The sequence below is a fragment of the Maribacter algarum (ex Zhang et al. 2020) genome (genome assembly GCF_005885635.1).
Lineage (GTDB): Bacteria > Bacteroidota > Bacteroidia > Flavobacteriales > Flavobacteriaceae > Maribacter_C > Maribacter_C algarum.
Genome location: NZ_VATY01000002.1, coordinates 20,405 through 47,061 on the forward strand (window position 1 = coordinate 20,405; position 26,657 = coordinate 47,061).

Annotated in this window: 24 protein-coding genes; 15 read left to right on the forward strand and 9 right to left on the reverse strand. The window is 34.8% G+C overall.

From position 1 onward, the window contains the following. Positions 1-14: 14 nt before the first annotated feature. The 8 genes from FEE95_RS09030 to FEE95_RS09065 form a co-directional block, all read right to left on the reverse strand. Positions 15-1,949, reverse strand: a complete 1,935-nt coding sequence (locus FEE95_RS09030; RefSeq protein ID WP_138657619.1) for a DUF3857 domain-containing protein — start codon at positions 1,947-1,949, stop codon at positions 15-17. Between the two features lie 4 nt (positions 1,950-1,953). Continuing rightward, a complete protein-coding gene (locus FEE95_RS09035) occupies positions 1,954-3,873 on the reverse strand; it encodes a DUF3857 domain-containing protein (RefSeq protein ID WP_138657620.1) in 1,920 nt (639 codons plus the stop codon). Positions 3,874-4,084: 211 nt separating this feature from the next. Next, entirely contained in the window at positions 4,085-4,714 is a 630-nt protein-coding gene (locus tag FEE95_RS09040) for a hypothetical protein (protein WP_138657621.1), read from the reverse strand. Positions 4,715-4,718: 4 nt separating this feature from the next. Further along, a complete protein-coding gene (locus FEE95_RS09045; RefSeq protein WP_138657622.1) occupies positions 4,719-4,979 on the reverse strand; it encodes a hypothetical protein in 261 nt (86 codons plus the stop codon). Positions 4,980-4,986: 7 nt separating this feature from the next. Continuing rightward, positions 4,987-5,565, reverse strand: coding sequence for a hypothetical protein (locus FEE95_RS09050; protein WP_138657623.1), 579 nt, complete (start codon positions 5,563-5,565; stop codon positions 4,987-4,989). 15 nt (positions 5,566-5,580) lie between these two features. Then, complete coding sequence (locus FEE95_RS09055) at positions 5,581-6,078, reverse strand: hypothetical protein (RefSeq protein ID WP_138657624.1); 498 nt, start codon at positions 6,076-6,078, stop codon at positions 5,581-5,583. A 125-nt stretch (positions 6,079-6,203) separates the two neighbouring features. Continuing rightward, positions 6,204-9,062 (reverse strand): two-component regulator propeller domain-containing protein, encoded by a 2,859-nt coding sequence (locus FEE95_RS09060; protein ID WP_138657625.1) that lies wholly within the window; start codon positions 9,060-9,062, stop codon positions 6,204-6,206. 65 nt (positions 9,063-9,127) lie between these two features. Beyond that, positions 9,128-10,504 carry a Gfo/Idh/MocA family protein gene (locus tag FEE95_RS09065; RefSeq protein WP_138657626.1) on the reverse strand — a complete coding sequence of 459 codons (1,377 nt, stop codon included), beginning with the start codon at positions 10,502-10,504 and terminating at the stop codon, positions 9,128-9,130. Positions 10,505-10,860: 356 nt separating this feature from the next. Here FEE95_RS09065 and FEE95_RS09070 point away from each other — a divergent pair, with 356 nt between their 5' ends. The 14 genes from FEE95_RS09070 to FEE95_RS09135 all read left to right on the forward strand — a co-directional run bounded on the left by FEE95_RS09070 (position 10,861) and on the right by FEE95_RS09135 (position 22,301). After that, positions 10,861-11,280, forward strand: a complete 420-nt coding sequence (locus tag FEE95_RS09070; protein WP_138657627.1) for a response regulator — start codon at positions 10,861-10,863, stop codon at positions 11,278-11,280. A 33-nt stretch (positions 11,281-11,313) separates the two neighbouring features. Further along, complete coding sequence (locus tag FEE95_RS09075) at positions 11,314-11,727, forward strand: response regulator (RefSeq protein WP_138657628.1); 414 nt, start codon at positions 11,314-11,316, stop codon at positions 11,725-11,727. Between the two features lie 66 nt (positions 11,728-11,793). Next, positions 11,794-13,530: an ATP-binding protein gene (locus tag FEE95_RS09080; protein ID WP_138657629.1), complete on the forward strand. Its 1,737-nt coding sequence runs from the start codon at positions 11,794-11,796 to the stop codon at positions 13,528-13,530. Between the two features lie 51 nt (positions 13,531-13,581). Then, positions 13,582-14,481: a hypothetical protein gene (locus tag FEE95_RS09085; RefSeq protein WP_138657630.1), complete on the forward strand. Its 900-nt coding sequence runs from the start codon at positions 13,582-13,584 to the stop codon at positions 14,479-14,481. A gap of 11 nt (positions 14,482-14,492) precedes the next feature. Continuing rightward, positions 14,493-15,401 (forward strand): leucine-rich repeat domain-containing protein, encoded by a 909-nt coding sequence (locus tag FEE95_RS09090; RefSeq protein WP_138657631.1) that lies wholly within the window; start codon positions 14,493-14,495, stop codon positions 15,399-15,401. 13 nt (positions 15,402-15,414) lie between these two features. Continuing rightward, positions 15,415-15,840, forward strand: coding sequence for a response regulator (locus FEE95_RS09095; RefSeq protein WP_171037018.1), 426 nt, complete (start codon positions 15,415-15,417; stop codon positions 15,838-15,840). A gap of 81 nt (positions 15,841-15,921) precedes the next feature. Then, positions 15,922-16,209 (forward strand): hypothetical protein, encoded by a 288-nt coding sequence (locus tag FEE95_RS09100; protein WP_138657633.1) that lies wholly within the window; start codon positions 15,922-15,924, stop codon positions 16,207-16,209. A gap of 472 nt (positions 16,210-16,681) precedes the next feature. Further along, positions 16,682-17,260, forward strand: coding sequence for a TetR family transcriptional regulator (locus FEE95_RS09105; RefSeq protein WP_138657634.1), 579 nt, complete (start codon positions 16,682-16,684; stop codon positions 17,258-17,260). Between the two features lie 568 nt (positions 17,261-17,828). Further along, the gene (locus tag FEE95_RS09110; RefSeq protein ID WP_138657635.1) at positions 17,829-18,092 is read left to right on the forward strand and encodes a carboxypeptidase-like regulatory domain-containing protein; all 264 of its coding nucleotides are present in this window, start codon (positions 17,829-17,831) and stop codon (positions 18,090-18,092) included. 195 nt (positions 18,093-18,287) lie between these two features. Further along, complete coding sequence (locus FEE95_RS09115) at positions 18,288-18,689, forward strand: response regulator (protein ID WP_138657636.1); 402 nt, start codon at positions 18,288-18,290, stop codon at positions 18,687-18,689. A 75-nt stretch (positions 18,690-18,764) separates the two neighbouring features. Further along, the gene (locus FEE95_RS09120) at positions 18,765-19,307 is read left to right on the forward strand and encodes a heme NO-binding domain-containing protein (RefSeq protein ID WP_138657637.1); all 543 of its coding nucleotides are present in this window, start codon (positions 18,765-18,767) and stop codon (positions 19,305-19,307) included. Next, positions 19,300-21,267 carry a PAS domain-containing sensor histidine kinase gene (locus tag FEE95_RS09125; RefSeq protein ID WP_138657638.1) on the forward strand — a complete coding sequence of 656 codons (1,968 nt, stop codon included), beginning with the start codon at positions 19,300-19,302 and terminating at the stop codon, positions 21,265-21,267. Before FEE95_RS09120 ends, FEE95_RS09125 begins: the two co-directional genes overlap by 8 nt. A gap of 1 nt (position 21,268) precedes the next feature. After that, on the forward strand, positions 21,269-21,589 hold the full coding sequence (locus tag FEE95_RS09130; protein WP_138657639.1) for an Hpt domain-containing protein: 321 nt from the start codon (positions 21,269-21,271) through the stop codon (positions 21,587-21,589). Position 21,590: 1 nt separating this feature from the next. Continuing rightward, positions 21,591-22,301 (forward strand): LytR/AlgR family response regulator transcription factor, encoded by a 711-nt coding sequence (locus tag FEE95_RS09135; RefSeq protein ID WP_138657640.1) that lies wholly within the window; start codon positions 21,591-21,593, stop codon positions 22,299-22,301. A gap of 771 nt (positions 22,302-23,072) precedes the next feature. Here FEE95_RS09135 and FEE95_RS09140 read toward each other — a convergent pair. Continuing rightward, positions 23,073-25,124 carry a tetratricopeptide repeat protein gene (locus tag FEE95_RS09140; protein WP_138657641.1) on the reverse strand — a complete coding sequence of 684 codons (2,052 nt, stop codon included), beginning with the start codon at positions 25,122-25,124 and terminating at the stop codon, positions 23,073-23,075. A gap of 363 nt (positions 25,125-25,487) precedes the next feature. Here FEE95_RS09140 and FEE95_RS09145 point away from each other — a divergent pair, with 363 nt between their 5' ends. Then, positions 25,488-26,624 carry a response regulator gene (locus FEE95_RS09145; protein ID WP_138657642.1) on the forward strand — a complete coding sequence of 379 codons (1,137 nt, stop codon included), beginning with the start codon at positions 25,488-25,490 and terminating at the stop codon, positions 26,622-26,624. The last annotated feature ends 33 nt before the right edge of the window (positions 26,625-26,657 follow it).

A 26,657-nucleotide genomic window follows, 5' to 3' on the forward strand; every position in this document is an offset into this window, starting at 1 on the left:
TCAAAATTTAAGTTTTAACGGGAAGTATCTAATTTTTCAAAGAGAATACCTTTTTTACTAAAATCAAATGCAGAGTTTACCACTTTTTTATACGCTTCATAGTGCTCAATATCCATTTTAAGTAGGTTATAGGTTTCACTTGCCTTGATAATTATTTTGTCATCTTGTACCTCGTAATTAGAAATAAATGAACAAGCTTCTTCACCCTCTATCATTACTTTTTCATCAATCTTAAAGGCTTCCAAACCACTTGGCTGAAACCCTTCAGGAATGTCAATTTCAAAATGATAGTCATACAAATTCGGAAATTGTATCTCTACCGGGTTTACTCTTTCTACTTCTTGGTAGAATTCCATCTGTGTGCCGATTACCTTTCCAATATTGAACATCAAATCATCACCTAATTCATCAACAAGACTTTCGGCAGTATACGTCCAATCGTTTACGAAAGGAACATTCTCTGTGATTAAATCGAGTCTTTCGTTTTCGACATCAAATTGGCTTATCTCAGCATCTTCAATTCCCGATGTGGCAAAAATTTCCTTGAACTTATTATAATCCTCCTTTAAAAAATATTTATGTGCTCCGCGAACTACATCGGCTTTATAACCGGTAAGTTCTTGTTTGCATTCTACTAATCCCACCATATCCTCATTAATGGAAAGATTATAGGTTCGAACGGTTTTAGTATGCTCTGCGTCGGGTGTGCCAATGGTTTTAAATTGATAATCATTATTAGTAATAAAGACACCCACATTAGATATGTATTTGTCAGGCGCGTAGTCCAACCTGGAATTTACACTACTCGGATTTATGTACTTATCACTCGCTGGAAAATAGAGTAGCAATTCCTGTAAATTAAAATTTGTATAGAAGGTTTCATCAAACTTATGACGGAATCTATTTGAAGTCAAAACCACTTCATAGTCAATATCATAATGGTTTAGTAAAGCAGTGAAAACCTTAGCGATTCCCTGTTCTGTTGCTTGTTTTTTACTAATTATTGTATTGATGTCATCGTACTCGGGAGCCCGACTTCTAATGATGTTATAGGTATTATGCACGTAGTTGGCAATGTCGTTTATTGGTTCGGAATTTTCCGTTTTGTTTTTATCATTGTATGCTGAAAAATCTGCAAGCAGGTTTTTCATCCTCCTAGGCTCTATATCAATGTAGGTCCGTTTAATGCCATTTTTGAGGTTTTGCCACATTCCACTTCCAAAGCTACCGCGAACAACATATGAAACCTTCATTCTATTGGCTTCGGGTGTAGCTGAGCCCTCATCTATCATTGCGGGAATATTTTTAGCGGTTGCTGTATAGGCATACTTATTCCCTTGAAAAACATTTCTTGCAAATTCTGGAAAGTCGTTATAAGATTTAATTTTAGAAGTAAGGGAAGCGGGCTTTCTTAGAATTACTTCAGCTTCCTTGACTTTATAATCTTTTTGAACGATGATACTACCCGTGGCAGTAATTTCCTTTTCCAAGGTATAGATGAATTCCAGTTGTGAATTCTTGGTGACTCCTTCAATAGCAAATATTTTGAAGCTACCGAGATCTTTTACATTCTTAACTTCTTTGATATTCTTTTTATTCAATACTTTGATTTTGCCGTCTTGTGTAAGTACGCGGGCCTTTATGTCAATTACTTTTCGAACACTTCTTATTGGAATGTAAACCCGATTATGTCGATTGACTCCCTTTTCTGAGTTCACTCGTATGATACTATGCTTGGTTTCAAAAAGACGATATGAATTACCCATTACCGGTTGGTAATATTGTATCATATACTTTTCCTTTATGGCAACGGACGCAAGGGCCTCTTCTTCTGCGTCGATTTCATAAAAAGTTGGCGTTTTTTCCCAATCATTGTTTTTATAAAATTGAGCGAAAGTTGCACTTGAAAGAAAAAGAAAAAGGATAAAGAATTTAAATTTAACTGACATAGAATTAGGCTTTTTGTTGAAGAACTATGGTCTTTTTATTTGCTTTTAGTAAAGATTTGATAAAGGTGTTCCATTGATTCATGGCTTCAACATCAATCTTTAAAGTATTAATAGTTATTTGTTTTTGAATGATAATTTCATCGCCCAGTTTTTCATAGGTAATCGAATAATTGAATTGTTCATTTTCAAAAACCTCGTTTTTAGGAATAAAATCAACATCATATCCCGCTGGAATCTGTAAAACCGTATGAAAGGTTTTGTTGGATTTATGATCTATTTTTTTTGCAAAGGCTTTGCTTTCATCTTTAACTAAGTCATTTAGCATATGGTGATCTATGTTGGGTTTGACATAAAGCTTCCCGTTAATGTTCTTGATAAATCCTTTGGTCTCAGAATTAAAGCTAATGGTAAGAGTGTCCTTGGCCCTTTCCATATCTTGATAATCAATATTGAAAAAAGAAGTTTGCTTTGTCCCTAATTTTAGATTCCAGTAGAGAAAATCAAGATCTTCCCTGCTTTTATTTTCAATGCGGTGCATGATGCCCAGTTTTTCATAGCCGTTCAATTTTGTGGTATGGGTTCCAACGAGTTTTTCATTTTCAATGTTAAGTTTGTTTAGGACAATAATTTTATTTTTTTCTGCGGCTACCTCAGGCACATTGGCTATTTTGTGTTCAGTGGTTGATAGCCCAATAAGTGCCTCTTTACCTTGTATGAAGGGAGAAGGATAACCAAACGGCAAATACTTCGCAGTGGCATCTAGGTAAAGTGTGTCTTTATTTTCGCTTATAACCGCTGTTATCATATGATTGTCAGTTACGGGCGTAGGAACATCTTTGTACGAGTATGGTTTTGTTCGTGTTCCTATCCAAGTGAGATGCGAATCGATTCCGGCATAGTGTAACATTTCATTTAGAATATTTGCCATATCCTTACAATCGCCATATTTATTTACAAATACTTTAGCGGCATCTCTGGGAATAAATCCATTAAGACCGTCTTCGAATGCAATGTAATTGATTCTGTCTTGAATGAAATAGTAGATGTTTTTTATTTTTTCCTCCTCGGATGATGCATTCTTTGTGAGTTCTTTGGTGATGTTTTGGAGTTCCGCCTGATTGGTTTTATTGATTTTTTCCGTTAGGGAAGTGTACCATTGATACAAATCCTTAGAACTATTTAAAACCGGAATTTTTTGACCACGATGCTCATAAGAGTCAATAAATACGATTATTTGGGGAATATAGAATAAAGGAGAAAAATCGTAATGTCTGTTTAATTTAGGTATTTCGGTTAGCGTCCAACTATAGATTGTTTTTCCGTTAAGCTCTTTCTTTTCAAACTTGGAATTTACCGTATCCAGATTAAACTCTTTAAAAGAGACCTTTACGTTATTTGGAAATTCTACGGATACTTTTGCATTCACAACTGGAATGCCGCTTCCAAAAATAAAAGGAGGAATAAAATGTGGGTCATTTATACTGAGCTTATATTCTAAATCTGTGATTGAATTCTCTTCAACATTTGAATAAATAATTTTCTTTTCTTTTTGATCATTAAAGAAAACATTGTTCATCAAAACATCTTTGTCGATAAAATCAGTTACCGGATATCTTTTTGGTTTACCATTTGACTGATTCAACGTATGTGCCTTTAGTTCGGCTACACGATTGAAGGTGTTATAGCTGATTCTATCCTCGGTGTGGCGAAGCGTATTAGTGGTTAAGAATAAATTCTGTTTATGAACATTTTGGCTAATGCTTAATTTACCTCGTACTTCTTTTATTTCAATATGTTTTTCTAAAGAGATAGTAATTACATCCTCATCAGGATATTGAGACCTGAAATCGTTAGGAGCTTGTGCATAAAGGCCATAGGCTATTAAAAAGCATACTAGCAGAGGGGAGAATTTCTTTGATTGCATAGGTTTTACAACGATAAAACCGAATAATTATTTGAATTTATAGACCAGTCGCATGTAATCTCGAAATATAGCAAAGAAACTCCGTTTTTGAAATTTTTTATTGAAATTCTTCAAACCGAATAAGTGCAATATCTTTGTAATATGGAACAAAATCAGCTTGCAAATAACCTAAATATGCTCCAAAAAGATGATTTTATGTAGAATCTTAAAATCACAAATAGACAAAAAACCCCAATGTGACCGAATATTGGAAGGAACCTTCAAAATGATGGGTATATAACAAATCAAATTCACCTAATATACTATTAGCCGCTTTAAACGTTAGCCATGATAACCCTGCTCTAATATAGTTTCCCGCATCCAAATCCAAATCAACTTCATTACAATTCGAACAATTGGGAATTGAACGTTCGGCGGAAAAATTGCGTTGGCCGTAGTTCGCGTTGAACTGCAACTGTTTAGTAATCGGTATTCTTCCGCCAATTGAATAATAAATCCCGCTAGAGGATATTTTCGACTTTCCATTTGATGGCAAGCCGGACAATTGTCCTGAAGTAAAAACCAATGCTTCGTTGAAGGGAAGCTCGTCTTTGAAATTGGATCCGCTCCATCCAATATCGAGATTGATATATTTAATGAAATTCAGTCTTCCTCGAAAATCTATCCAAGTCCCCCCAATAGCTGAAATGCCCACATCTTCTGCAATCGTTTTATCCATTGACTCCATACCAATACTCATTCCAAAACCAAAAGTTACTATTTTAGGTTTGTCACGTTTGGACGTCTGAGCAACCAAAGAGGAGTTTATCAAAAAAATAACTAATAGGATGTGATTTTTCATATGATTATTTTATTCTAATGCAGTCATCAACATTGCCAGTTGAGGGACAGTATCCAATAGTACAATCACCATTTTCAGGTTCGGCGGCCATTTGGCGACAACCTTCTTCCGTGCTTCTTACCGATTTAACCGTAAAAGAAGTGCCAAATCGAAATCCACCACATTCGAGGGTACATGTACCCCCTCCTGGACCATCTTTACTGCAAGAAATTGGTAGCACAATAAATATGAGGATAAGAAATATGGCGTGAAGCGTTTTTTTCATGGTTTATTTATTTAAGAATACAACTCGCAATTTCAATCAAATTAGATTGATAGTTTTCTTTTAGCACTTCAAAATCTATGAACATTCCAAGGTCATCGACGGTGCGATCATAGTCGGAGGTCTCTTTCTGTAAAGTGTAGTATATTTTTATGTGTTTAATAGAATTGGAAGCCAGTAGGTTTATCTGATTTTCGTCAACTTTATAATAGGCCTTATTGTACTCCGTCATTACTGGTAATGTAAATTTTCCTGGTATTGACTTATCTGGATAGAGGGTAAGAATACTATCATTTACGAACTGTAACTGTATAGGGTTGTCATCATTAAGATCGATTCTAACTCCCAATTCTCTTACAAGTACAAAACCGAGGTAATACCCTTTGTCTGATTGAACGAAAAAACCCGTTCCGGCCTTACTGAACTTTTTGAAAATCGGTTTGAATTTGGTTGCCCTAGTTATCTCTGCTTCCTTAAAATGTTTTTGAGCTATTTTACGCATTTTGTTAGGATATTTGCATTTTTGAGCGTTGCAGATACCTGATGAAAGGAAAAGTAATAGGGTAAGTATAAATAGTATTTGTTTCATAATGGTATGGTTATTTTAACGGACCTTATCTTTTTGAGTTTTAAAATTTAAATTCATGGGTAAGTTTAGACCTAGAAATTCTCCTCTATAGTAAATTTGCTTCCTTTTTGGAAAGGATGATCCAATAATGGCGCCAAAAGCCCCGGCTGCTGAGGTGATGCCAATATATTCTTCAATAGTTACCACGTTAGGCCTTCCAAAAGTATCCTCATCAATATCAACAAGCAGCCCTGTTAAAGCCCCTATTAATGCAGCATAGACTGCGCCTTCCCAAATATGACTTGTTTTTTGTACCCTACTCAGATTAATGTTGTCAAGGGGCATCGTTTCTGATTTGTCGGTGGCCTTATTGTAAAAAGAAGCTTTCATATCGCCGATTTTCAGTTTCCTGACATTAACTATACTATAATCATTTAAATACAATTTTGCCTTGTTGTAGGTGGACTGAGGGAATAGATCAAAACAGAAAATATTTACTAAGAGATAGAGTAGGGTGAACTTTGAATTACTCATTGGATGGTTTATGGTTAGGCTTACTAAATGTCACCACCAAATTATAAATTGGAGTCTATGCTCACGAACACATATGTTGCAGTTTCTTACATAAATGTGTCAAAATATTGAAGGCTAGGAGTGTACTAGGGATTATACTGGGAAGGGGGAACACCAAATGTCTCACTGAAACATTTTGAAAAGTAACCGACATTTTCAAAACCAACCTTATAAGCAATTTCGGTAACAGTTCCTGTATTTCCCTTAAGAAGTTGCGCCGCTCTTTTGAGTCGAATCAAACGGATAAATTCGGTAGTTGAATTACCGGTCGCTGATTTTAGTTTACGATGAAGTTTTGACCTACTCATAAACATTTCGTCTTTAAATTTTTCCACGTCGAAGGAAGAATCGCCAATATTTTCTTCCACAATTTGAATGGCTCGATCTAGAAATTTCTGATCCATTGATACTACCTCTTCATCTTTTTCCTGCAAGGATATGGCTAAGGTGCTTTTTGGAGTTACAGTCGATCCGTTTTCATTTTCCCAGTTGGTTATTTTCAATTCGAATTCCCTTCTCCTTTGTTCAAACCTTCGACGATTTCTGAAAAAGAAGGTACCAACTAAAACAACGGCCAACAAATAAGCTGCATATGCCCAATTTGTTCGCCATAAAGGAGGGCTAACAGCTATTTTAATTGATGCACCTTGGGTAGAATCGTTGTGAGCCCTTACCCAGAGTGTAGAACTTCCCGGATTTAAACCACTTAAGGTGATATTTTGCTTTCTGCCCAAATTATGCCATTGTTCATCATTACCAAGAAGCTGGTACTCATAATTATGGTCAAGATTATTTGAGTAGTTGAGTTCGGCAAACTTTATCGTAATGGTATTTCGGTTATATGGAAGGGAGATTCTTTCGGCTCTTGATATGTTTTTGTCTAAAAAGGTGTTGAGGTCTAAATTGTTTCTATCGTCGGGCAGTTCGAAAGAGGTAAATACGATTTTTTCTGTTTTCGTTTCCTTTTTAATTGAAAGGGGGTAAAAGGCATTATATCCATTGATGCCTCCAAAAAAGAACTCACCTGAATCACTTTGATAATATGCACCCGCATTAAATTCTTCACTTTGAATTCCGTATTCCGTTCCAAAATAATTAAATACTTCATTTTTAGAATCAAACCTGCATAAACCTGCATTGCTGGTAAACCAAACAAAACCTTGCAAATCAATTAAAATACCATAGATTACATCATTTACCAGACCATTTCGAGTATCATAATGTTTAAATGACTCGTTAGATGGGTCAAAAATATTCAGTCCGCCCCCATAAGTACCTGACCAGAGATAACCCTGTTTATCAAGTGCCAGACTAACCACGCTATTGTTGGCAAGAGATTTTGGTTCCGCAGGGTCATGAAGAAATTGTGTGAAAGCTCCCGATGAAGTATCCAAGCGAAGGAGACCATTTTCGTTGGTCCCAATCCAAAGAATGGATTTTTTATCGAAGCACAAGCTTCTTATGTAATATTGATGGTTACCTTTTTTATGAGTTAGATAGCGTTTGGATTGTTTTGTTCTGGGGTCGTATTTCCACAAACCGTTTGCACCAACCCACAAATTACCATGAATATCAGTTGTCAGCGCGGGAACATGATTGATGGAATCTTTCTGCCCTGGTAGCGTGTAATATCGTTTGAAAATCCCTGATTTTTTATCAAAACTGTTCAAACCATGGTCCCAAGTTCCTATCCAAATTGTTCCATCAGAATCTTCAGCAAGGGAGCGAACCACATTTGAGGAGATTGTGGAAGGTTTACCAAGAGTGCTTGTGTAAACAATATTGTTTCCAGAACTGGCATCGATTCGATTTAGCCCCTTGTGGGTTCCCACCCATAAGTCGCCATCGCGATCACGAAGCAATGCACGCACAGAGTTATCACTAAGGCTATTTTCATTACCAGGTTCTTTTTTGAAATGTTCGAATTTAGTTTGATTTGGGTCATATTTGTTAATCCCTCCAGAAATCGTTCCTACCCACAGTATTCCGGTTTCATCTTGAAATACAGAACCTACGGCATTTGAGCTTAGGCTTCGACGATTGTTTAAATCGTGTACATAGTTTTGAAAGCTTCCTGTTTTTTTATCAAACAAGATTAGTCCATTTCCAATTGACCCCAGCCATAACTTTTCATTTGTAGCTTTTCTAACACAAAAGATTTTGGTTGATCCTTTAATCGAATTTTGAAGGCCAAAGAAGTTAAATTTTTTAGATGCTTTGGTTTTTGTATTGAACTTCGTAATACCTTTATCAGTCGCAACCCACAAGTATTGTTCGTCAAATAGCAAATCTCCATCAAATGACTTTTCGAAAGACATTTGGATAATGGGTTCCGAAAATCTTCCATTTTTATAGTTTAATTTTTCAAGTGTCTCGGTAGTATGTACCCAAAGGTTTCCCTCTTTGTCTTTGGCCGTTGAAACGACATGATAGGGTTCATTACTGTTCGATGGAAGAATGGGAATGAAGCCTAAGGTCGCGTCATACTTATAGAGTCCATTTCCTGTTCCTACTAATAGGTTTCCATCGGCATCCTTTTCAAGAGAGGTTATACTTTGACTACCTGAGTTTTTTGAGTTTTTGGAATTTTGGAGAAATCGTTGAAATTTTTCGGTGTTAGGATTAAAGTAGTTCAGACCATTTTTTGTACCAACCCATAAAAATCCATCTTTCTCCTCCATAATAGAAAGAATATAACTGTTACTAAGACTTTCTTTATCGTTCGGTTGATGCCTATAAACTTTAAAATTACTACCGTCGTACCTATTGAGCCCATCTTCAGTGCCAAACCACATAAAGCCTTCGCTATCTTTTATAATTGGAGCTACGGAAGATTGGGACAAACCATCTTCAAGGCTAAGGTGTTTAAAATTGTTCTGTATTCCTTGTCCATTTCCGTAAAAGGAAAGAAGTAAATAAATATAACCAACGAGATTGAATCTCATAACTTTCTTTATAAAATCAATGGGACGGATAGAATTTGCTTAAAGACCATAATTTGAAGTAAGGTTTAGACCTTGTCTGGATATGGATGTTCATAACCATCCCGATAGGTTCTTTGCAATAATTTTGTGGCCTCAGGGTCATCAACCACAGTTCTAGTGATTGGATTATAAACTAATGCACGACCTAAATCCATCGACAAATTTGCTAAGATGCAACTTGCTGTGGAAATATGACCCTCCTCAATATCCGCAATAGGTCTTGAATTATTGTTGATGGCATCTATGAAGTCTAGCATATGTCTACGAGTAGCGGGAGCAGCATTCAACTCATTATCCTTTTCAATTAAATCTTCAGGATATTTTTCCTTTTCATAAAGGACTTCAAAATGAATAGGTTCCAAATCTTTGTCATATGGAACAAAATCAGCTTTCATTGTACTTCCTGAGAGAGCTCCTTTTTCACCATATAATTTAAAAGACCAAGGGTATTCTGGATCTGCGGGAGTTCCCCAAGTGCGATGTTGCCAAACACAGTTAAGCTCGTCATGTTCGAAAATTGCAGTTTGTGTATCCGCTATATTCGATTTGCCTTCGGTTTGAACGTATATCCCTCCAGTTGCCGTTATTTTTTTTGGCCAACCTAGTTGTAACATCCAACGAACCGTATCATACATATGTACGCACATATCTCCGGTTATGCCATTTCCATATTCCATAAAAGTTCGCCACCATCTGCGATGGGGAAGTCCGTCGTAAGGTCGTAAAGGAGCTGGGCCTGTCCACATTTCATAGTCCAAGAAATCTGGAACTTCCTGTAATGGCGGATTATCATTGGCTCGCATATGGTAGTAACAACACATTTCAACATGCTTGATTTTTCCTAAAAGTCCGGCATCTACAATCGTCTTTTTTGCATCAATAAGGTGTGGAGTGCTTTTACGTTGCGTACCTACTTGCACAACTCTGTTGTACTTCCGAGCGGCAGCTACCATTGCCTCTCCCTCTAATACATCAACACTTATCGGTTTTTGAACATAAACATGACATCCGGCTTTTAGCGCATCTATGCATTGCAGGGCATGCCAATGATCAGGGGAACCGATAAGAACGATATCCAATTTGCTTTCCGCGAGGAGTTTTTTATAATCTCCGTACATTTTTGGTTTCTTCTTGGATTTTTGCCGCTCTGCTACCTGTGACGCAGTACTTTCTAAAAAGTTCTTGTCTACATCGCAAACAGCAATCACATTAACATCGGCTACTTGTATTATTTTGAACAAGTCACTTGTACCATACCACCCACAGCCGATGAGGCCAACCCTCCATGGCTTATCGCGATAAGAAGATTCAAAGCCGTAAGCACCTATTGAGCTTAGGGCTAAAGCCGCGGAGGTACCTTTAATAAAGCTCCTACGGTTGATATAAAATGTTCTTGTTTCCATAATTGATAGTTAAGGATGTTCGTAATGTGCGTACTAATAAGGATGGTATAAGTTACTAAATCCATTTAAGTACTTGTGTTATTTAGATGTTATTAGGTGTGAATTTAATCGTTGTAGACAGACTTCAACAGAGTTATTTTGCTAGAAGAAAAGCCTAAAATAGGAAGATTAAAAAATTAAAAAGTACTGATTGAGCTGTTCTTAAACAAAGCAATTTCTATTTTACTTACATCAAAAATCAGAATATCCTACAACATTTTTAAGGGTTTTTACAACAAATTGTTTGATTAACAGTTGTTAATGTATATATTTATTAAAGTTAATTATTGGTTAGTAAGTATATATAAATTATCGATATGCCTGACTTAAAAAATTGTAAGAAATATTCCCAAATTTTTCTAGTAGACGACTTCGACATGTCGAATCTGTTCCATTCGGCAATATTTAAAAAACTTCAAATTGGGGAGAATATTAACATATTTATCAATCCTGAAAATGCCCTGAAAGACATTCGTTTGAAGCTCGATAAAGCTACAAAAATTTTAATCTTGCTTGATGTTAATATGCCTGAAATGAATGGGTTTGAATTTTTGGATATTATGGTAAGAGAGCATTTTCCTTGTAAGATTGATGTTATCATCGCAACGTCTTCCATTTCTGAGGTGGATAGAGCAAAAGCGCTGGAATACCCTGAATTTGTTAAGGGTTTTGTGACAAAGCCAGTGAAAATTGATGACTTGAAAGTTATTTTAGAACCTTTAAACAAAGCGATTTAAGAGCGATACATTCATATTTAAAAATTATGTCCTATGCAAAAATTCACTTATGATACCGTCTATATTGTTGATGACAATAATACAGCAAATCTTGTTCATGAACACTTGTTAAAAAGAATTTGTGTTGCACCTCAAATCAAAAGTTTTACCAATCCTTTAAGGGCATTGAAAAAATTGAATCTAGAGCTTTTGGCAGATGAGAAACAGATATTGGTTTTACTTGATATCCATATGCCTGAAATGAATGGTTTTGAATTTTTAAATGCCTTTTCACTGTTTTCTGTGAACAATGAGTTAGTTGATGTGGTTATGGTAAGTTCATCAATTGATGAAAAGGAAATACAGCAGGGATTGGAGTATCCTATTGTAAGAAAAATAATAACCAAACCATTGAAAGAAACTCAACTATTGGATTTCATTAAACAGAAGGGAATAATTTCTGCTTAGAACATTTTTTTGTCAAGAAAATCAGGTAGATAGTTGAATTATTACATCACCTTAAGATTGTAAGTAATGATTAAAAACACACTTAATCAGCAAAATGTGTCTTTCGCTCACATCAGAAAAACCATAATATTTGGCTTTTTTCTGGCTGGATTTCTTGTGATTTTTTTGACCATAGGTATGGTAGTATTTCTAAACGAAGCGCAAAATGATAGTATTACTAAAGATTTAACAAGTCGTCAAAGTTTTGAAAATTTGAAGCACTTTTTAACGCTTGCGATGATATCATTTACATTAACCTTAGTCGGTTTATATAAATTTTTGGCTAAACCAATAATGGAAACATTACGTGTAAATTTCGAGGAACTTAACCGCCAAGCCGAACAAAGTACTTCGATACTAGAGAATACATCTGACTTGATTTGGGCCATTGACTCTGATTTCAAATTATTAGCCTTTAACTCTTCTTTTGCTAAACTAATGAAATATCAGGGCGGTAACTCTCCTAAGATAGGTGATAGTATTCTTTCAAAGAATTACTCAATGTTAAGTTTTTCAATTAAAAAAAAGCTATACGAGAAAGCATTAGCAGGTGAAAGTTTTGAAACGGACTTTAAATTAAATGGAGATGATCGAACTCAATATTTCGAGCTCTCTTTTCATCCAATTTATGATAAAAACAAAGCTGTTTCTGGATGTAGTGTTTTTAGAAAAAACATCACACTGCGTGTTGAAATGTATCGAGAACTCGAGAAAAAAGAAGGATTCTTAAAAGAAGCCCAGGAAATAGCAAATATCGGGCATTGGAACTGGAATATGGTTACTGATGAAATTCAATGGTCTGATCAACTTTACAAGGTTTTTGGTCTTGATTACCAAACTTTTGAAGCAAACTATGAAGGTTTAATGAACGTTATTCATCCTGAAGACCAAGAAGCTTTCGGGGTAAGTGTTGAAAATTGCCTCACGAAAAAAGATTTGCTCGATATAGTACATCGTATAGTAATGCCCGACGGTAGTATTCGATATGTTCATCAAAAGGGAAAAGCTTACTTTTTAGAAGACGAAACACCTTCAAGAATGGCTGGTACCATTCAAGATGTTACTCAGCTTGAAGAAGCACGTCAACAGAACATCAGGCAATATAATGAACTCCAAAATTTCGTCTATATTATTTCTCATAATGTTAGAGCGCCCATAGCTACTTTACAAAGTTTAGTTGATATCATAGAACCGGGCAATGAATCTTTAAATGCTGAGATTTTACCAAGCATAGAAACAACTGTTGAAACTTTGGATCGAACCATCAAAGACTTGAATTATTCACTTGCATTAAAAAACATTCAAGAAAAGAATTTCGAAGAAGTAGATCTTCGAAAAGTATTCAGAGATATAGAGCATCTACTTGCAATTCATATTGACGCTTCTAAAGCCACTATAGAGTATAACCTTTCGAAAGCCCCAAAAGTAAAGGGCATAAAAAGTTATTTTACTAATATTTTATTCAATTTGGTTATGAATTCCATTGATTACAAAGCAGAAGACAGACCTCTCCATATAAAGATAACTTCTCAATCCAATTCACAGGAGGGAATGGAAATTATCGTTGCTGATAACGGCAAGGGCATGGATCTCAACTCGGAAAAAAGAAAACGCATTTTTGATATGTATGGAAGACTTAGTGGAACATCAAATGGCAGGGGTATGGGGCTCTATTTAGCAAAAACACAAGTGGAGGTTATGAACGGAGCTATTTGTGTTGAAAGCGAACCCAATAGAGGAACAACGTTTAAAGTAGTATTCTAAAATAATTAAAACTTGACTTTTCTAGTATTCATCAAAAAGCTCATTAAAATCATGAATGTCTCAATCAGATTGACTTACCTTTTACCTTTTTTCTTAGTTCTTTTTCAAACTATTCATGGAAATGTTTCTGATAATGAAAGGAAGATTTTATTGGATTTATACAAATTTACTTCGGGAGATAAATGGATAAAACCATGGCCGCTATCAGAACCCGTTTCAACCTGGCATGGTGTTGGTTTAGAGAAGGGGAAAGTGGTATCTATTTCGCTTTTTGATAACAATCTCACAGGGAAAATTCCAGCTTCTCTTGGAAAGCTTAAATATTTGAAGGAATTAAACCTAGCCTTTAATTCACTACAGGGGAATATTCCAGAAAACATAGTACTTCTAAAAAACTTAGAAATATTACGGCTAGGAAGAAACAAATTGACCGGTTCAATACCTAATAATATTGGATGTCTTGAAAAGCTCTCAATATTGGAGTTATTTGACAATAGCTTGAGCGGAAGCATTCCCAATTCCATAGGTGAACTAGATCATCTTAAATGGATGTTTCTTTCAAATAATTTTTTGTCAGGCCACCTTCCAGAAGCCTTGAGCAATCTATTGGATTTAGAGCGGTTGGAATTATCCAATAATCGTTTCGAGGGCAAGATACCTAGTAGTTTTGGCCAACTCTTGAATCTTGAAACTCTTACGCTAGCGGAGAATAAATTAACGGTACAGTACACAGATTATATATTGAAGCTTCCGAATTTGAAATTACTTCAATTACAAGGTAACAAAATTGATTTGAGACAGAACGGTATTTCAAATATCGATAACAAGAACTTCTCCCTTTTTCAATTCGAGGGGAAGCTTATTTATCCAAATCGGGAAAAAGTTGAAATTCATGATAAGATAATTAAGACTGGTTTGGCCGAATCGCACTTTGAAGACTTCAATGATTAAAACTCAACGAAATGAAAAAAAATAGCTTACTAAAGGAATTTTATAAAAGGACTCTACTTACCCTATTACTTAGTAGTTGCTATTATTTTGTTGTTGGACAAATTACAAATAATGAACATATAGCACTTCTTGAACTTTATGATAATACAAATGGGAAAGAATGGACTAATAAATGGGACTTAGAGAAACCTGTTTCCGAGTGGTATGGTATTACGGTGAACGAGGGCAATGTGGTATCAATCAATCTTTTTAATAACAATCTTGTTGGGAATATATCCGAAAGCATTAAAGAATTTACTCAGCTCAAAACCTTGAATCTTGCCTTTAACAAATTGAGCGGTGAGATACCCCAAAACCTAATGATGTTGTCGAATTTAGAAGTGTTAAAGCTTGAGATGAATCGCCTTAGAGGGAGGCTGCCAGAAGTTATGGGTAACCTTGAAAGCTTAACTGAATTTACGGTATTTAATAATTTTTTATCAGGTGAAATTCCACCAAGTATCGGAAAAATTAAAAAGCTTAAAGTATTGAACCTTTCCAGCAATAATTTTAGGGGTGCAATTCCAGATACAATTGGTAAGCTTGAAAATCTTGAGGTTTTGGGACTTTTCGAAAACTCTTTGGATGGTTTTATTCCTTCGGAAATTGGAAACTTATTTAAGCTTAAAGAACTTGTGCTCGCGAATAACCAGCTCAATGGGGAAATTCCGGAAGAGCTTGGTCAATTAGCAAGTTTGCGAATTTTTCAAATACAAAACAATCGTTTCGATTCAATTAAGAATTTGGATAAAATGAATTCAGAAACTTTTCTTGTCTTTGATTATGACAAAAAAGATACTGACTTGAAGTTCAAGAAAATTAACGCCACTAAGACTAGAATGGTTGATACAAAATTCGAGGATGATGACAATGACAACTAATAAAAGGAAAAATATGATGAAGAAGAAACTAAAAACAGTACTTCTATTAGACGATAATGGGGCAACCAATACTATTCACACAAAATTTATTACAAAAGTGAATTTTGCTGATGAAATCTTGAAATTTCAATGTGCCGTTAAAGCACTGGCATATTTGAAATCTGTAACTCCATTAACCCCCGATTTAATTTTTGTCGATATCAATATGCCGAATATAAACGGTTGGGAATTCTTAAGAAAGTTTGAAAAGATGAGTGATGTAGAAAAAAAGAATTCGATAGTTGTTTTGCTTTCAACATCACTAAGTACAGAAGATAGGGAAAAAGCAGGAAAAATGAAGATTATAGATAAAGTAAGATTAAAGCCATTAACTGTTAAAGCGGTACAAGAGATAGTCACCGACTTTTTTCTTTATAATGAGCCATTAAAAATTGCCTAGTTAACAAATGAAATAAGAAGTATAAAGTTTGATTTTTAAGAAGTAATGAACAACTAAGAAAAGAATTAAAAACCAAAAGAAATGAATGTCTCCGAAACCAAATTCCGTTTAAGTAAAGAAAAAGTTGTGAAAATAATAAAGAAAAACCCAAATTTTTATAGCAGTAAGAGTAATGCTATAAACACTTATATTTTGGTTTCTGAGAACTCTAATCTAATTACTTTTGATTCAAACTCAGAAAAAGCTGACTTCGCCCTATGCCTTGAAGAATTAAAAAAGGTAATTATCATAGAGAATAAAGAGTTATTTACCCAAAAATTTGCTGAAGTTACCTTTAAAATTGCAACACGCTTGAAAAAGTCAATATAGCCTTCACATTACAATTTGGTTACGTAATTTGGTTGAGTGGTTATCATAATCCGGTAAATGTCAATAATAGTTTAAAGAATTTTGTAAGTATATTTTATAGAGAATTAACAGCATAAAAAATTATAGGAATTAAAACTTTAGAACAGTATAAAATAATCTAAGCAAAGAATTAGATTTAGAGTTTTAGAATGGTAGTGTTAGTGCTTTTCGGTTGATGGTTAGGGCATCTCATTTTTAATTTGAGATGCCCTTTTTTTTAGCACAACTTGAAACCAAAAGAAATACATTAGCAAAAGATTTTATTTGACTTATAGGCGCTTAATTTTTCTATCACTAGAATATTATATTATTCTATGCTATTTCATTTAAATTAAAAATAATTCACAAATGTTAAACTCATAATATATATTTGTGTATCTGGGATGCAATTTTTCCTGTTCTGGAAAAGTTGATATTTGGGTTCTTAATTGCAATGAAGAAAAAAACTAAAAAGGAAATCTTTTTTGAAGAATCACTGAAGTTAATTCATAAGAAGGGGTTTAAAGGTACCACCCTTCGTGACATTGCGCAAAAGTTAAATTTTGAAGTTGCCAATGTTTACAATTATATCGACTCCAAAGATTCCTTACTTGACACCTATATTTCAGATATTACCAAAGAGTTTCATGATGGTATTGATAATGTTGTTAATTCCTCTTATTCTCCTGAAGTAAAGCTGAGATTAGTAGTTTCGAAACATGTACAATTGGCCGTCAATAGGCCTTACGAGTTGGCGCTTTTGGAAAACGACTGGAGACACCTTAAGGAACCAGCACTTTCAAAATTTATTGAAGAGAGAACGGCATATATGAATAAACTCGTTCATATTATAAAAGATGGTGTTGAGATTGGGCAGTTTAGAGCTATTGATATTGAAATAATTGCTTTTACAATCCTTTCTTCCATAAGATGGCTGTACCGAAAAATAGTCGATGATGAATCAAAAATTAACCCAGTAGAATTAGAAAAAGAAGTGGTTGATTTTATTTTCATGGGCATTAGAAAAGTATAACTTACATTATTTTTTAAATAAAAAAACTGTTTTAAAAAACGTTCATTTTATCTGTGAATTAGTAGAGATCATTGAAATTAGGATAGAAAGCTATTTCCAGCAAGTTTACAGATACGTCGAAGTCTTTATTCTGCAATTGACAAGTGATATTACCTGATTAATAAAAAAACTTAACATATTTTAACTTTTCTAAACTAACTGAAATGGCCATGTAATCCATTGACAGTGAATCAGTAGCGTTTTGTTTAAGTTTTTATGGATAAATAAAAGTAAAATAAATCGTACAATACTTGATATTATTCTTAATTTTATCTGGATTTAGCGTTGTTTTCAATCTTCTTATTCTACAGATTATGTAGGCAAAACACTACGATTTAGTAATCTAAGAAGGTAACGAAAAATTCTAGACCAAATAAAAATTGTTCAATTATCGTAAATAGCTAAACTAAGATATAATAATAAATAAAAATTTCTTTAGGTTAAACAAAACATAGAAAGTCCCTTTTGCTTGATTTGTTTGAGAGCTTAAATTAGGTCCCCAATTTTTAAAAGAAAACCATTTAACCAAATGCTTGACGGTATTATTTTCGACTCTGACTCCGGTTTGCCAGTAGAGAATGCTAAAGTGACCATATTTTGTCTAAAAAATAAAAAAGTTTTTGAGACTTGTTCAGACGAGAACGGAGCTTTTGATTTGGATGTCAATTGTGAGGAAAATATATATAAAATAATTGTTTTCAAAGAAGGTTATCATTTCTCTTATACCTTAATTGAAAGTAAAGATAAGCCCGTTCGCTCTTCGCTTGAAATAGCATTAAGAAAGCGTAAATAGAAATATCGTTTTTCATGTTCTTTTGTAGTACAATTTCGGACGATTCTTATTGCATGAAAAATATCGTACCTTATAATTTACTCACCGACACTTTTCTTTCGTTCATCGACACTTAATTTACACTGAACAGCATTCTTCTTGTTATAAGTAGAGAATTGCCGAGTTTTGTCTAACACAAATTAAATTATCAGCCTGATGAATATATTGCTTATTGAAGACGATAATATAGAAATAATGAAACTTCAACGTACAGTTGCTAAATTAGCGTTGAATCATAAGATTACTGAGGCAAAGAATGGAGAACAAGCCTTAGAAATACTGCGGTCTGTTGCGCAAATTCCTGATATAATTTTGTTGGATTTAAATATGCCCAGAATGAGTGGTATTGAGTTTTTAAAAATTTTAAAAGAGGATGATGTATTGAAATACTTGCCTACAGTTATTCTCACAACATCTGAAAATAGGGTAGATTTACTTGAATGCTACAAAGTTGGAATCGCGGGCTATATTATAAAACCCTTGAAGTATGAGGATTACCAAGATAAGCTTTCAAAGGTCCTTGCTTATTGGGAAGTCAACGAACTGGTGAAAGGCTAACAAAAAATCGCATTTCACAACATTTTTTCTTTTTAGAGTATTGATTTTCCTACTTTTAATGTAAATCAAATACCAATGAAAGGAATAGTTTTTACAGAGTTTTTAGAGATGGTGGAATCCAAGTTTGGATTGGAAACAGTTGATAACATCATTGAGAGTTCCAATTTAGCTTCGGAAGGCATTTATACTTCGGTCGGCACCTACGATTTCAATGAGATGGTAAGTCTAATTACCGGCCTTAGTGAAGAAGTGAAAGTACCTGCAGGAGACTTAATCTATACATTTGGGTTGTACCTTTTTACCAGTTTGGGAAAAGCTCATCCCGAAGTAATACAGAGTTATCAGTCTCCAATATCACTATTATACTCCATCGAAGATCATATACATGTACATGTAAAAAAATTGTACCCTGATGCTGAGTTACCCACCTTTAAAATTTTGGAAAAAACGGAGACCTCTATCTCTATGATATATTCTTCATCTAGAGGTCTTTACAGGCTGGCCCATGGTTTAATGGAGAAGTCTTTTGAACATTTCAACGGTAAAGCAGATATCACCTATGAATTACTCAAGGAAGATGGTACGGAAGTAAAATTTGATGTTGTCCAAAATGGATAGTAAAGAGGTATTACTTCTAAAGAAAGCGCTTGAAAGGCAAAAAAAAGCCCGCCAACAGGCGGAGCATATTTTAGAGGAGAAGTCGAAAGAACTTTATGATGTGACTCATCATTTACAGGAAACCAACAGTAAATTGGAAAACCTGTTAAGTGAGAAGACATCTGAGCTTGATGGTGTATTCATCAACATTATTGACCCATATGTGGTGATGGACCTGAAGTTTAATGTCATCAATATGAATACCTCGGCAAAGGAATTTCTGGGATATGATCATTCACGTGAAAGCCTAAATTTAGCCAAAATTGTGCACCCGGATTTCATAGCCTACACAGCCCAATCATTTAAATCACTTATCGAAGTAGGTACTCTCAAGAATTACCGCGCCAAAATATTTACCAAAGACAATAGTGTCAAATGGATTTTGATAAATAGTAGTCTTATTTACAACACTGAAAGAAAACCTATAGCGGCCCAAGGTATTGTGCGCGATATTACCCATGAAATGGAAATAAAACAATTGCTTTCTGAACAGAAAAAGCAATTGGATATTATTGTTGAAAATTCCCCATTAGGTATCGTACTTACTGATGAGGGAAAAATTGTTAAAACCAATGCCACTTTTGCTCATCTATTAGGTTACACCGAAGCGGAATTGAAACAATTGCATGTAAAAGATATCTCTGCTCCTGAAGATACAGATGATTCCCAAAATTTAATTCGTAAGATGAATAATGGGGAAGTGGATAAGTTTTCGATTATTAAAAGATATTATAAGAAAGCAGGAGGTTTTCTACTTGCTAAAACCCTTGTAAGTTCAGTTAAGGACGAAAAAGGTAAGGTTGAGTATCAAGTTGCTTTAATCGAGGATATAACCAAAGAACGGGAAGCAGAAGAAAGACTAAAAACGGAGAGGGAAAAATATAGCAGTATAATCGCTAATATGAACTTAGGTCTTATAGAGGTTGATAACCATGACATAATTCAACTGGTGAATCATAGTTTTTGTAAAATGAGTGGTTTTGAAGAGGAAGAATTGGTTGGAAAAAAAGCCTCTGATATTTTAAAGCTTAAAGACAAAACTATCATAGACGCAAAAAGAGATTTGCGAATGTCGGGTGAGTCTGATTCTTATGAAGTCGAGGTACTAAATAAAAAAGGGGAGGTTTTGCACTGGTTGATAAGTGGAGCTCCGAGATATGACCATACAAAAAGTGTAGTTGGGTCTATAGGAATCCATTTGGATATTACAAATCAAAAACTTTTGGAAATTCAGAAAGAGAAACTTCTTAAAGACCTTGAAAAAAGCAATGACGGTTTAAAGGAATATGCCCATATTGTCTCTCATGACCTTAAATCACCTTTAAGAAGCATTAGTGCTTTATCTAGTTGGCTTCTAGAGGACTATCATGATAAATTGGATGAAAATGGAAAATTTAACTTGCAGCAAATTCAAGAAAAAATAGAAGGCATGGACCGCTTAATTGATGGCATCCTCAAGTATTCAAGTATTACCGACGCCACTTTAGACAATTCATTGGTAGATTTAAACGAAGTAATCAATGAAATACGGGAAATAATTTATGTTCCGGATCACGTGAACATTGTCATGATGAATCAGTTACCAAAAATTAAAGTAGATAAGACTAAGATTCAACAACTTTTTCAGAACCTGTTAAGTAATGCTGTTGTAAATATTGAACGTCAAGAAGGGCTTGTAGAAATAAGTTCTATCGAAAATAATTCGCATTGGGAGTTTAGTATCAAAGATAATGGTGTTGGAATACCCAAAGAATATCATGAGAAGATTTTCAAAATATTTCAATCTATCGGCCATGATGAACGCTCTACTGGAATTGGGCTTTCCATTGTGAAGAAAATAATCGACTTATATCAAGGACAAATTTGGTTAGAAAGTGAGGTAGGTCAAGGAACAACTTTTCATTTCACTATAAAAAAATAATATGCAAGAATATCCAAATCTAAAATATATTAAAGAACTTTCTGGTGATGATGCAGCGTTTGAACAAAAGTTTATTACTATTCTTAAGGAGGAATTTCCCTTGGAAAGAGAGGCTTATCATGACCATATTGAGAAAAACGATTTTCAGATGGCAGCCGAAATTGTGCATAAACTCAAGCATAAATTTAATATCTTAAGTTTGTCAAATGCCTATAAGCTTGCAGTGGTATACGAAGAAGAGCTTAGAGCTGGCAATACAGATAGAGACGATAATTTACGAACAATTTTAAATCAAATAAAAGATTATCTAAACACCTTATAAAATGAATTGTATCATTATTGACGATGAAGCCACTGCCAGGGCAATTGTAAGTCAACTCTGTTCTAATGTACCAGATTTGGATGTTATCGAAGAATTTGACAATGCCATTGACGCCATTAAATTTTTAAACCAGCAAGAAATCGATGTTGTTTTCCTAGATATTCATATGCCTGGCTTCAGTGGTGTAGATTTTGTGCAAACACTAAAGAATCCACCAAAAATTGTCATGACTACTTCTGATACCGAATTCGCAATAGCGGCTTACGAATACGAGGCAATTGTAGATTATTTGGTAAAGCCCATAACATCTGAACGTTTTGAAAAATGTCTACAAAAAATTAAAAACTCATTAACCCAACGGCCTAGAACTAAGACGGGTGAGGTTTCTTCGTCAGGGGCAAATGAAGATTTGTACATCAACATTGATAGACGACTTATTAAATTAAAGCTGAATGAAATAATGGTCGTTGAGGCTAAAGGTGATTATATAGTCATAAAAACTGAGAAGGAAGACTATCGCGTACATACTACCTTAAAGAAGATTAAGGAGAAACTTCCTGAAAAGTTGTTTTTACAGATTCATCGTTCTTATATCATCAATTTTACTAAAATTATCGATATAGAGGATAATAGCGTGCTTATTGAAAAGAACGTTATTCCCATCAGTCGTTCCAATCGACCCGAGTTAATGCGTAGATTGAATCTTTTGTAAAACCTTCTTCCCTAGTTTAATGCCACTCGTCTACAGAAAATGTTTACCGACCTTTTCTCAATCAAATAGGATTGCAAACCATATTATATTTGAGGTATAAATAGATGTTTAACCTTAAATCTAAATATTATGAAAACGTTTATTCTTGTTTCAACTTTGAAGATTTTAGTAACCGGACTTAAAACTGTCATCAGTACTACCGTCGTTGGAGTGGCTTTCGCCATAGCCGGTTTACTATAATAGTCTTTCTTATATGATAACAAGCGCCAAATAAGGCGCTTGTTGTGTCTTTGTACTTTAGACCAAAGGTTTTTAAAACAATGGTTGTACAAGTACACATTTGACTTGAGCTGATTTCTAATTATATATGGGCTCATACCCCATGCACTTCCTTTTAAATTTGGGACGGGGGAGTGCCTACAGCAAAGAACAATCTTACATATTTGTTAGGTTGTTCTTTTTTATTTACGGCAAACGATTATTTTACCTTAGCTTCTGTTCATGATTGAAATATAAAGAATGGGTAAAGTTTAAAAAATCTATCTCGTTTTAGTTACAGTGTAATTGTGATGGACTAAAATAATTATCAACCCAAAAGAATAATAGCAAGAAATACAGGCATAATTATGGAGCTAAAGGTATGACGATTCGAAATCATACCAGGAGTTACCGAGGCAGGAATTAATTGTGAGAACTAAATGTCATTGTATAATTGAAGAGTTCCTAAATAGAAACCAATCAATACTAACCTATTAAACCGTTACCTTATTTTCATTGCACTGAAAACAAAGGTCTTTTCATGAACAACCATTTCAACTTTAAGCCTATCTCTGTGAACTCAAAACCTGCTGCCGTGGCAGAGGCAATGTTACTGTATTTACCATACAAGTTTGTACTCAATCGTTTAGAGAACTGATGTTGTAAGGCCCCCTCCGCTCGAAATATAGGCGTATTGGGGTCGCTTTCTACTCGTTGGTATCCGGTTGCCGCACTCGCGATATAACTGGTTTTTTCCGAAAACTTACCGCGTATATCGGCGAATAGTTCTACAGCTTGGTATTCGGCTGGACTAAAGTATATGGTAGGTACTTGGTCTTGAAAGGAGATGTACTGATAATTAACTCCCATTTTTAAAGCCGGCTTTTGACTTAGGGTATAGTACAAAGAGGTAAACAAAAGGTTTCTCGTATTGGCATCACTTTGCTGAGTGTACATTAATTGCGTGTACCACCCTAAATTGAAGTTGGTACCTAAATTATAATTGAGTCCGTAATGGTTTTGTACAATTTCACGTTCAATAAGATCTGCATTAAAATTCTGTACCTCACGTTGATAACCCAAAGCCAAATTTTGCAGTTTTAAGGGTTGTAGATTCAGCTTGACGTCCAATACAGGTTGTGTATAAGCTTCAGTCATAAACCGGGAATTGTTCAAACCCACCACCGTTTTTAAAGTAGTTTTAGGTAGTAACTTGAATTGTAACCCTGCCAATACCACATGGGAACTGGCTTGATTTCCTGTAACAGTGTTTTCCGTATTTCTATAGAAATACGAAACTGTAGTTCGAAACTTGGTAGACAAAGCAATATCTGCAGTAGTGTTTGTGTAGAATGCTATATTATCCCCATTGTCAAAAGTATAGGCTGCATGTTCCTCTATACTGGGGGTATACATTACATCTAATTTTTCGATAAAACCCTTGGCATCTTTTTGGTTCTTATAAATGGACAAAGTTTTAAAAGCTGCCCTATAGGCGGGTATAATTCTGTCGGAAGCAAAAAGTGCGTTGGCCTTTCCTAGATTGCCGTCAAAGGATGTACTATCTTTTGTCAGGATAGCCTCATATTCTTTTACGCTGACTTTGGTGTCTCCAGTGTAAAGTCCCAAGGTGGCTCTGAGAGCATGAATCCAGTTGCGTTTGGGATAGACAGTTTCTAAACTATCGATTTGTGTTTTGGCCTTTCTGAACTTTCGATTCCAAATCAAGGCTTGCACGAATCTATCATAGGTGCGTTCTGTCAGTTCGTAATCCTCAAAACGATGTACTTTGCTAATGGCGGCTGAGGCTATGTTCAAAGCTTGTTTATCATTTTCCGCAATATGCTCCGCCAAACTGATACCGTTCAAAGCAGTAATAGAATCAATCGGTGTAGTAGCGTATCTGGCATATACGGTTTTGGCGCTATCGGTTTGTTTGGTAATCAAATGTATATTGGCCAAGTTCAATAAAGCATCTTTATCCTTGGGAAAGTCATTAAAGATTTTTTTGAGTAAAGCCTTCCCTGTACTATAATCTTGATTATTTACATATTGATTTGCATATCCCAATCGCATAAACTTTCTGGAAACGAGTGCACTTGGATTTTCAGGTTGAAGTTGAAGCGCTTTTTCCAACCATCTTAGGGCTTCCTGATACTCTTTTAAATTACTAAGAGTGTTGGCATAACCTAAAATTGCTCCAAACTTGTTCGGGTAATCGATGACCATCTTGGCATACAAGGGTTTTGCGACTTCATATTGCTTATTCCAGAGAAAGGACTCATTATAGTTTATGGCGATTTCAAAATCATTGGGGTAGGTCTGAAGTAGTCCTGCGAATATGGCTGTTGCTTTTTGAGGTTCACCGCTTAAGCCGACTGCCCTTCCATAGCAGATTTGTGCGGTTTTATTCAAAGGCTCTTCTTTTAAAGTGTTTTTAAAGAAGGTTTTGGCAGCTGCAAATTCACCTTTTTCCAAAAAATCAAACCCCTTTTGCATATCACTTTGCCCAAAAACATATGAGGTGCTAAATATGATGACAAGTAGATTAAATAGTTTTTTCATTATTTGAAAGTAAAATAAGACAAGTATAGAACGCCTTTATGTAAGATTTATTGGTGTTTTATTCGGATATAAAGTTAAGGGTGGCTTTCAAATATTCAATCGTATGAATATCAGGGGTCTACCTACAGAAATTGGTTATTGGTCGATAGTGCATTAAAAAAAAAGTCAATATTGAAAAAGAAATGTCCTTAAAATAAAGCCTTTAACAAGAATGTTAAAATATTGGTGATTTGGTCGAAGACCTTAGCAGTTGAACAATATGTAAGTTTAAAAAATGTTAGGTATAGGAAAAAACACACAATTTTTAATTTGGAAATTGTGTAAGTCCTATTGAAAACCAATTTTTTAACCAAAAAATATTTTATGAAAATTCTTACGATTGATGATCAGACGTTAATTCTACTATCTGTGGAGAAAAAGCTACAAGAGATGGGATATGAAGTACGAACGGCAAGCACGGGTGAAGAAGGAATAGCGTTATTCAAAACCTTTCAACCAGATTTGGTTTTAGTAGATATCAATATGCCCAATATGAATGGCATAGATGTGGTTAAAAAAATCAAAAGTATAGAGAAGCGACAAACTCCCATTTTGGTAATGTCAGGAAATACCAATGAGGATGTCATCATGGAGGGTTTTGAACTAGGAGTTGATGATTACATGAAGAAACCTGTGAGTTTAAATGAGATGGTAGCCAGAATTAAAAGACTGATTGGTAGTCCTGAAACAAACACTATCCAAAATAACCCTGAGGCAAGAATGCTCCAAAAGCACTGTGTTGGGGTGGTCATTCCCTGTTACAATGAAGCGGAAAGGCTATCTAGTACTGAATTCAAGGACTTTGCACACCGGAATTTGGGATATCATCTATGTTTTGTAAATGATGGAAGCACCGATAATACCTTGGAGGTTTTAGAAGAACTAAAATCTGGAAATGAAGAAAATATAAGTATTTATGATTGCGTGCAAAATGGCGGTAAGGCTGAGGCGGTAAGACAGGGCATTCTACACTTGGAGAAAGACTCACAGTTAGATTACATTGGTTTTTTAGATGCAGATTTATCGACGGATTTCAGGGATTTTGATGATTTGGTCCAAACCTTGGAGAATTCTGAATACAAAATTGTCAGTGGTTCAAGAATGAGTAGAATGGGAGCAGATATAACCAAAGAATCCGCCAGGAAAATAATAAGTATGACGATTAATCTAATTATCAGGACAATACTTAAAATGCCTTTTAACGATACACAATGTGGTGCTAAGATTATGAAAAGGGATATAGTTAAAATGTTATTTACAAAACCATTTATTACCAAATGGCTCTTTGATGTTGAGCTGTTTATGAGAATGCGCAAACACTACGGCAAACAAGAGGTTAAGAAATTTATTTGTGAACAACCCTTGAAAAGATGGATTCATGCAGATGGTTCTAAGCTATCAATGAAAGACTCCATAAAAATTGTTGGTCAACTGGCCAAAATCGCCATCGCCTACAAATAATACATTTTTACAAACGATTTAAACTTAAAATAA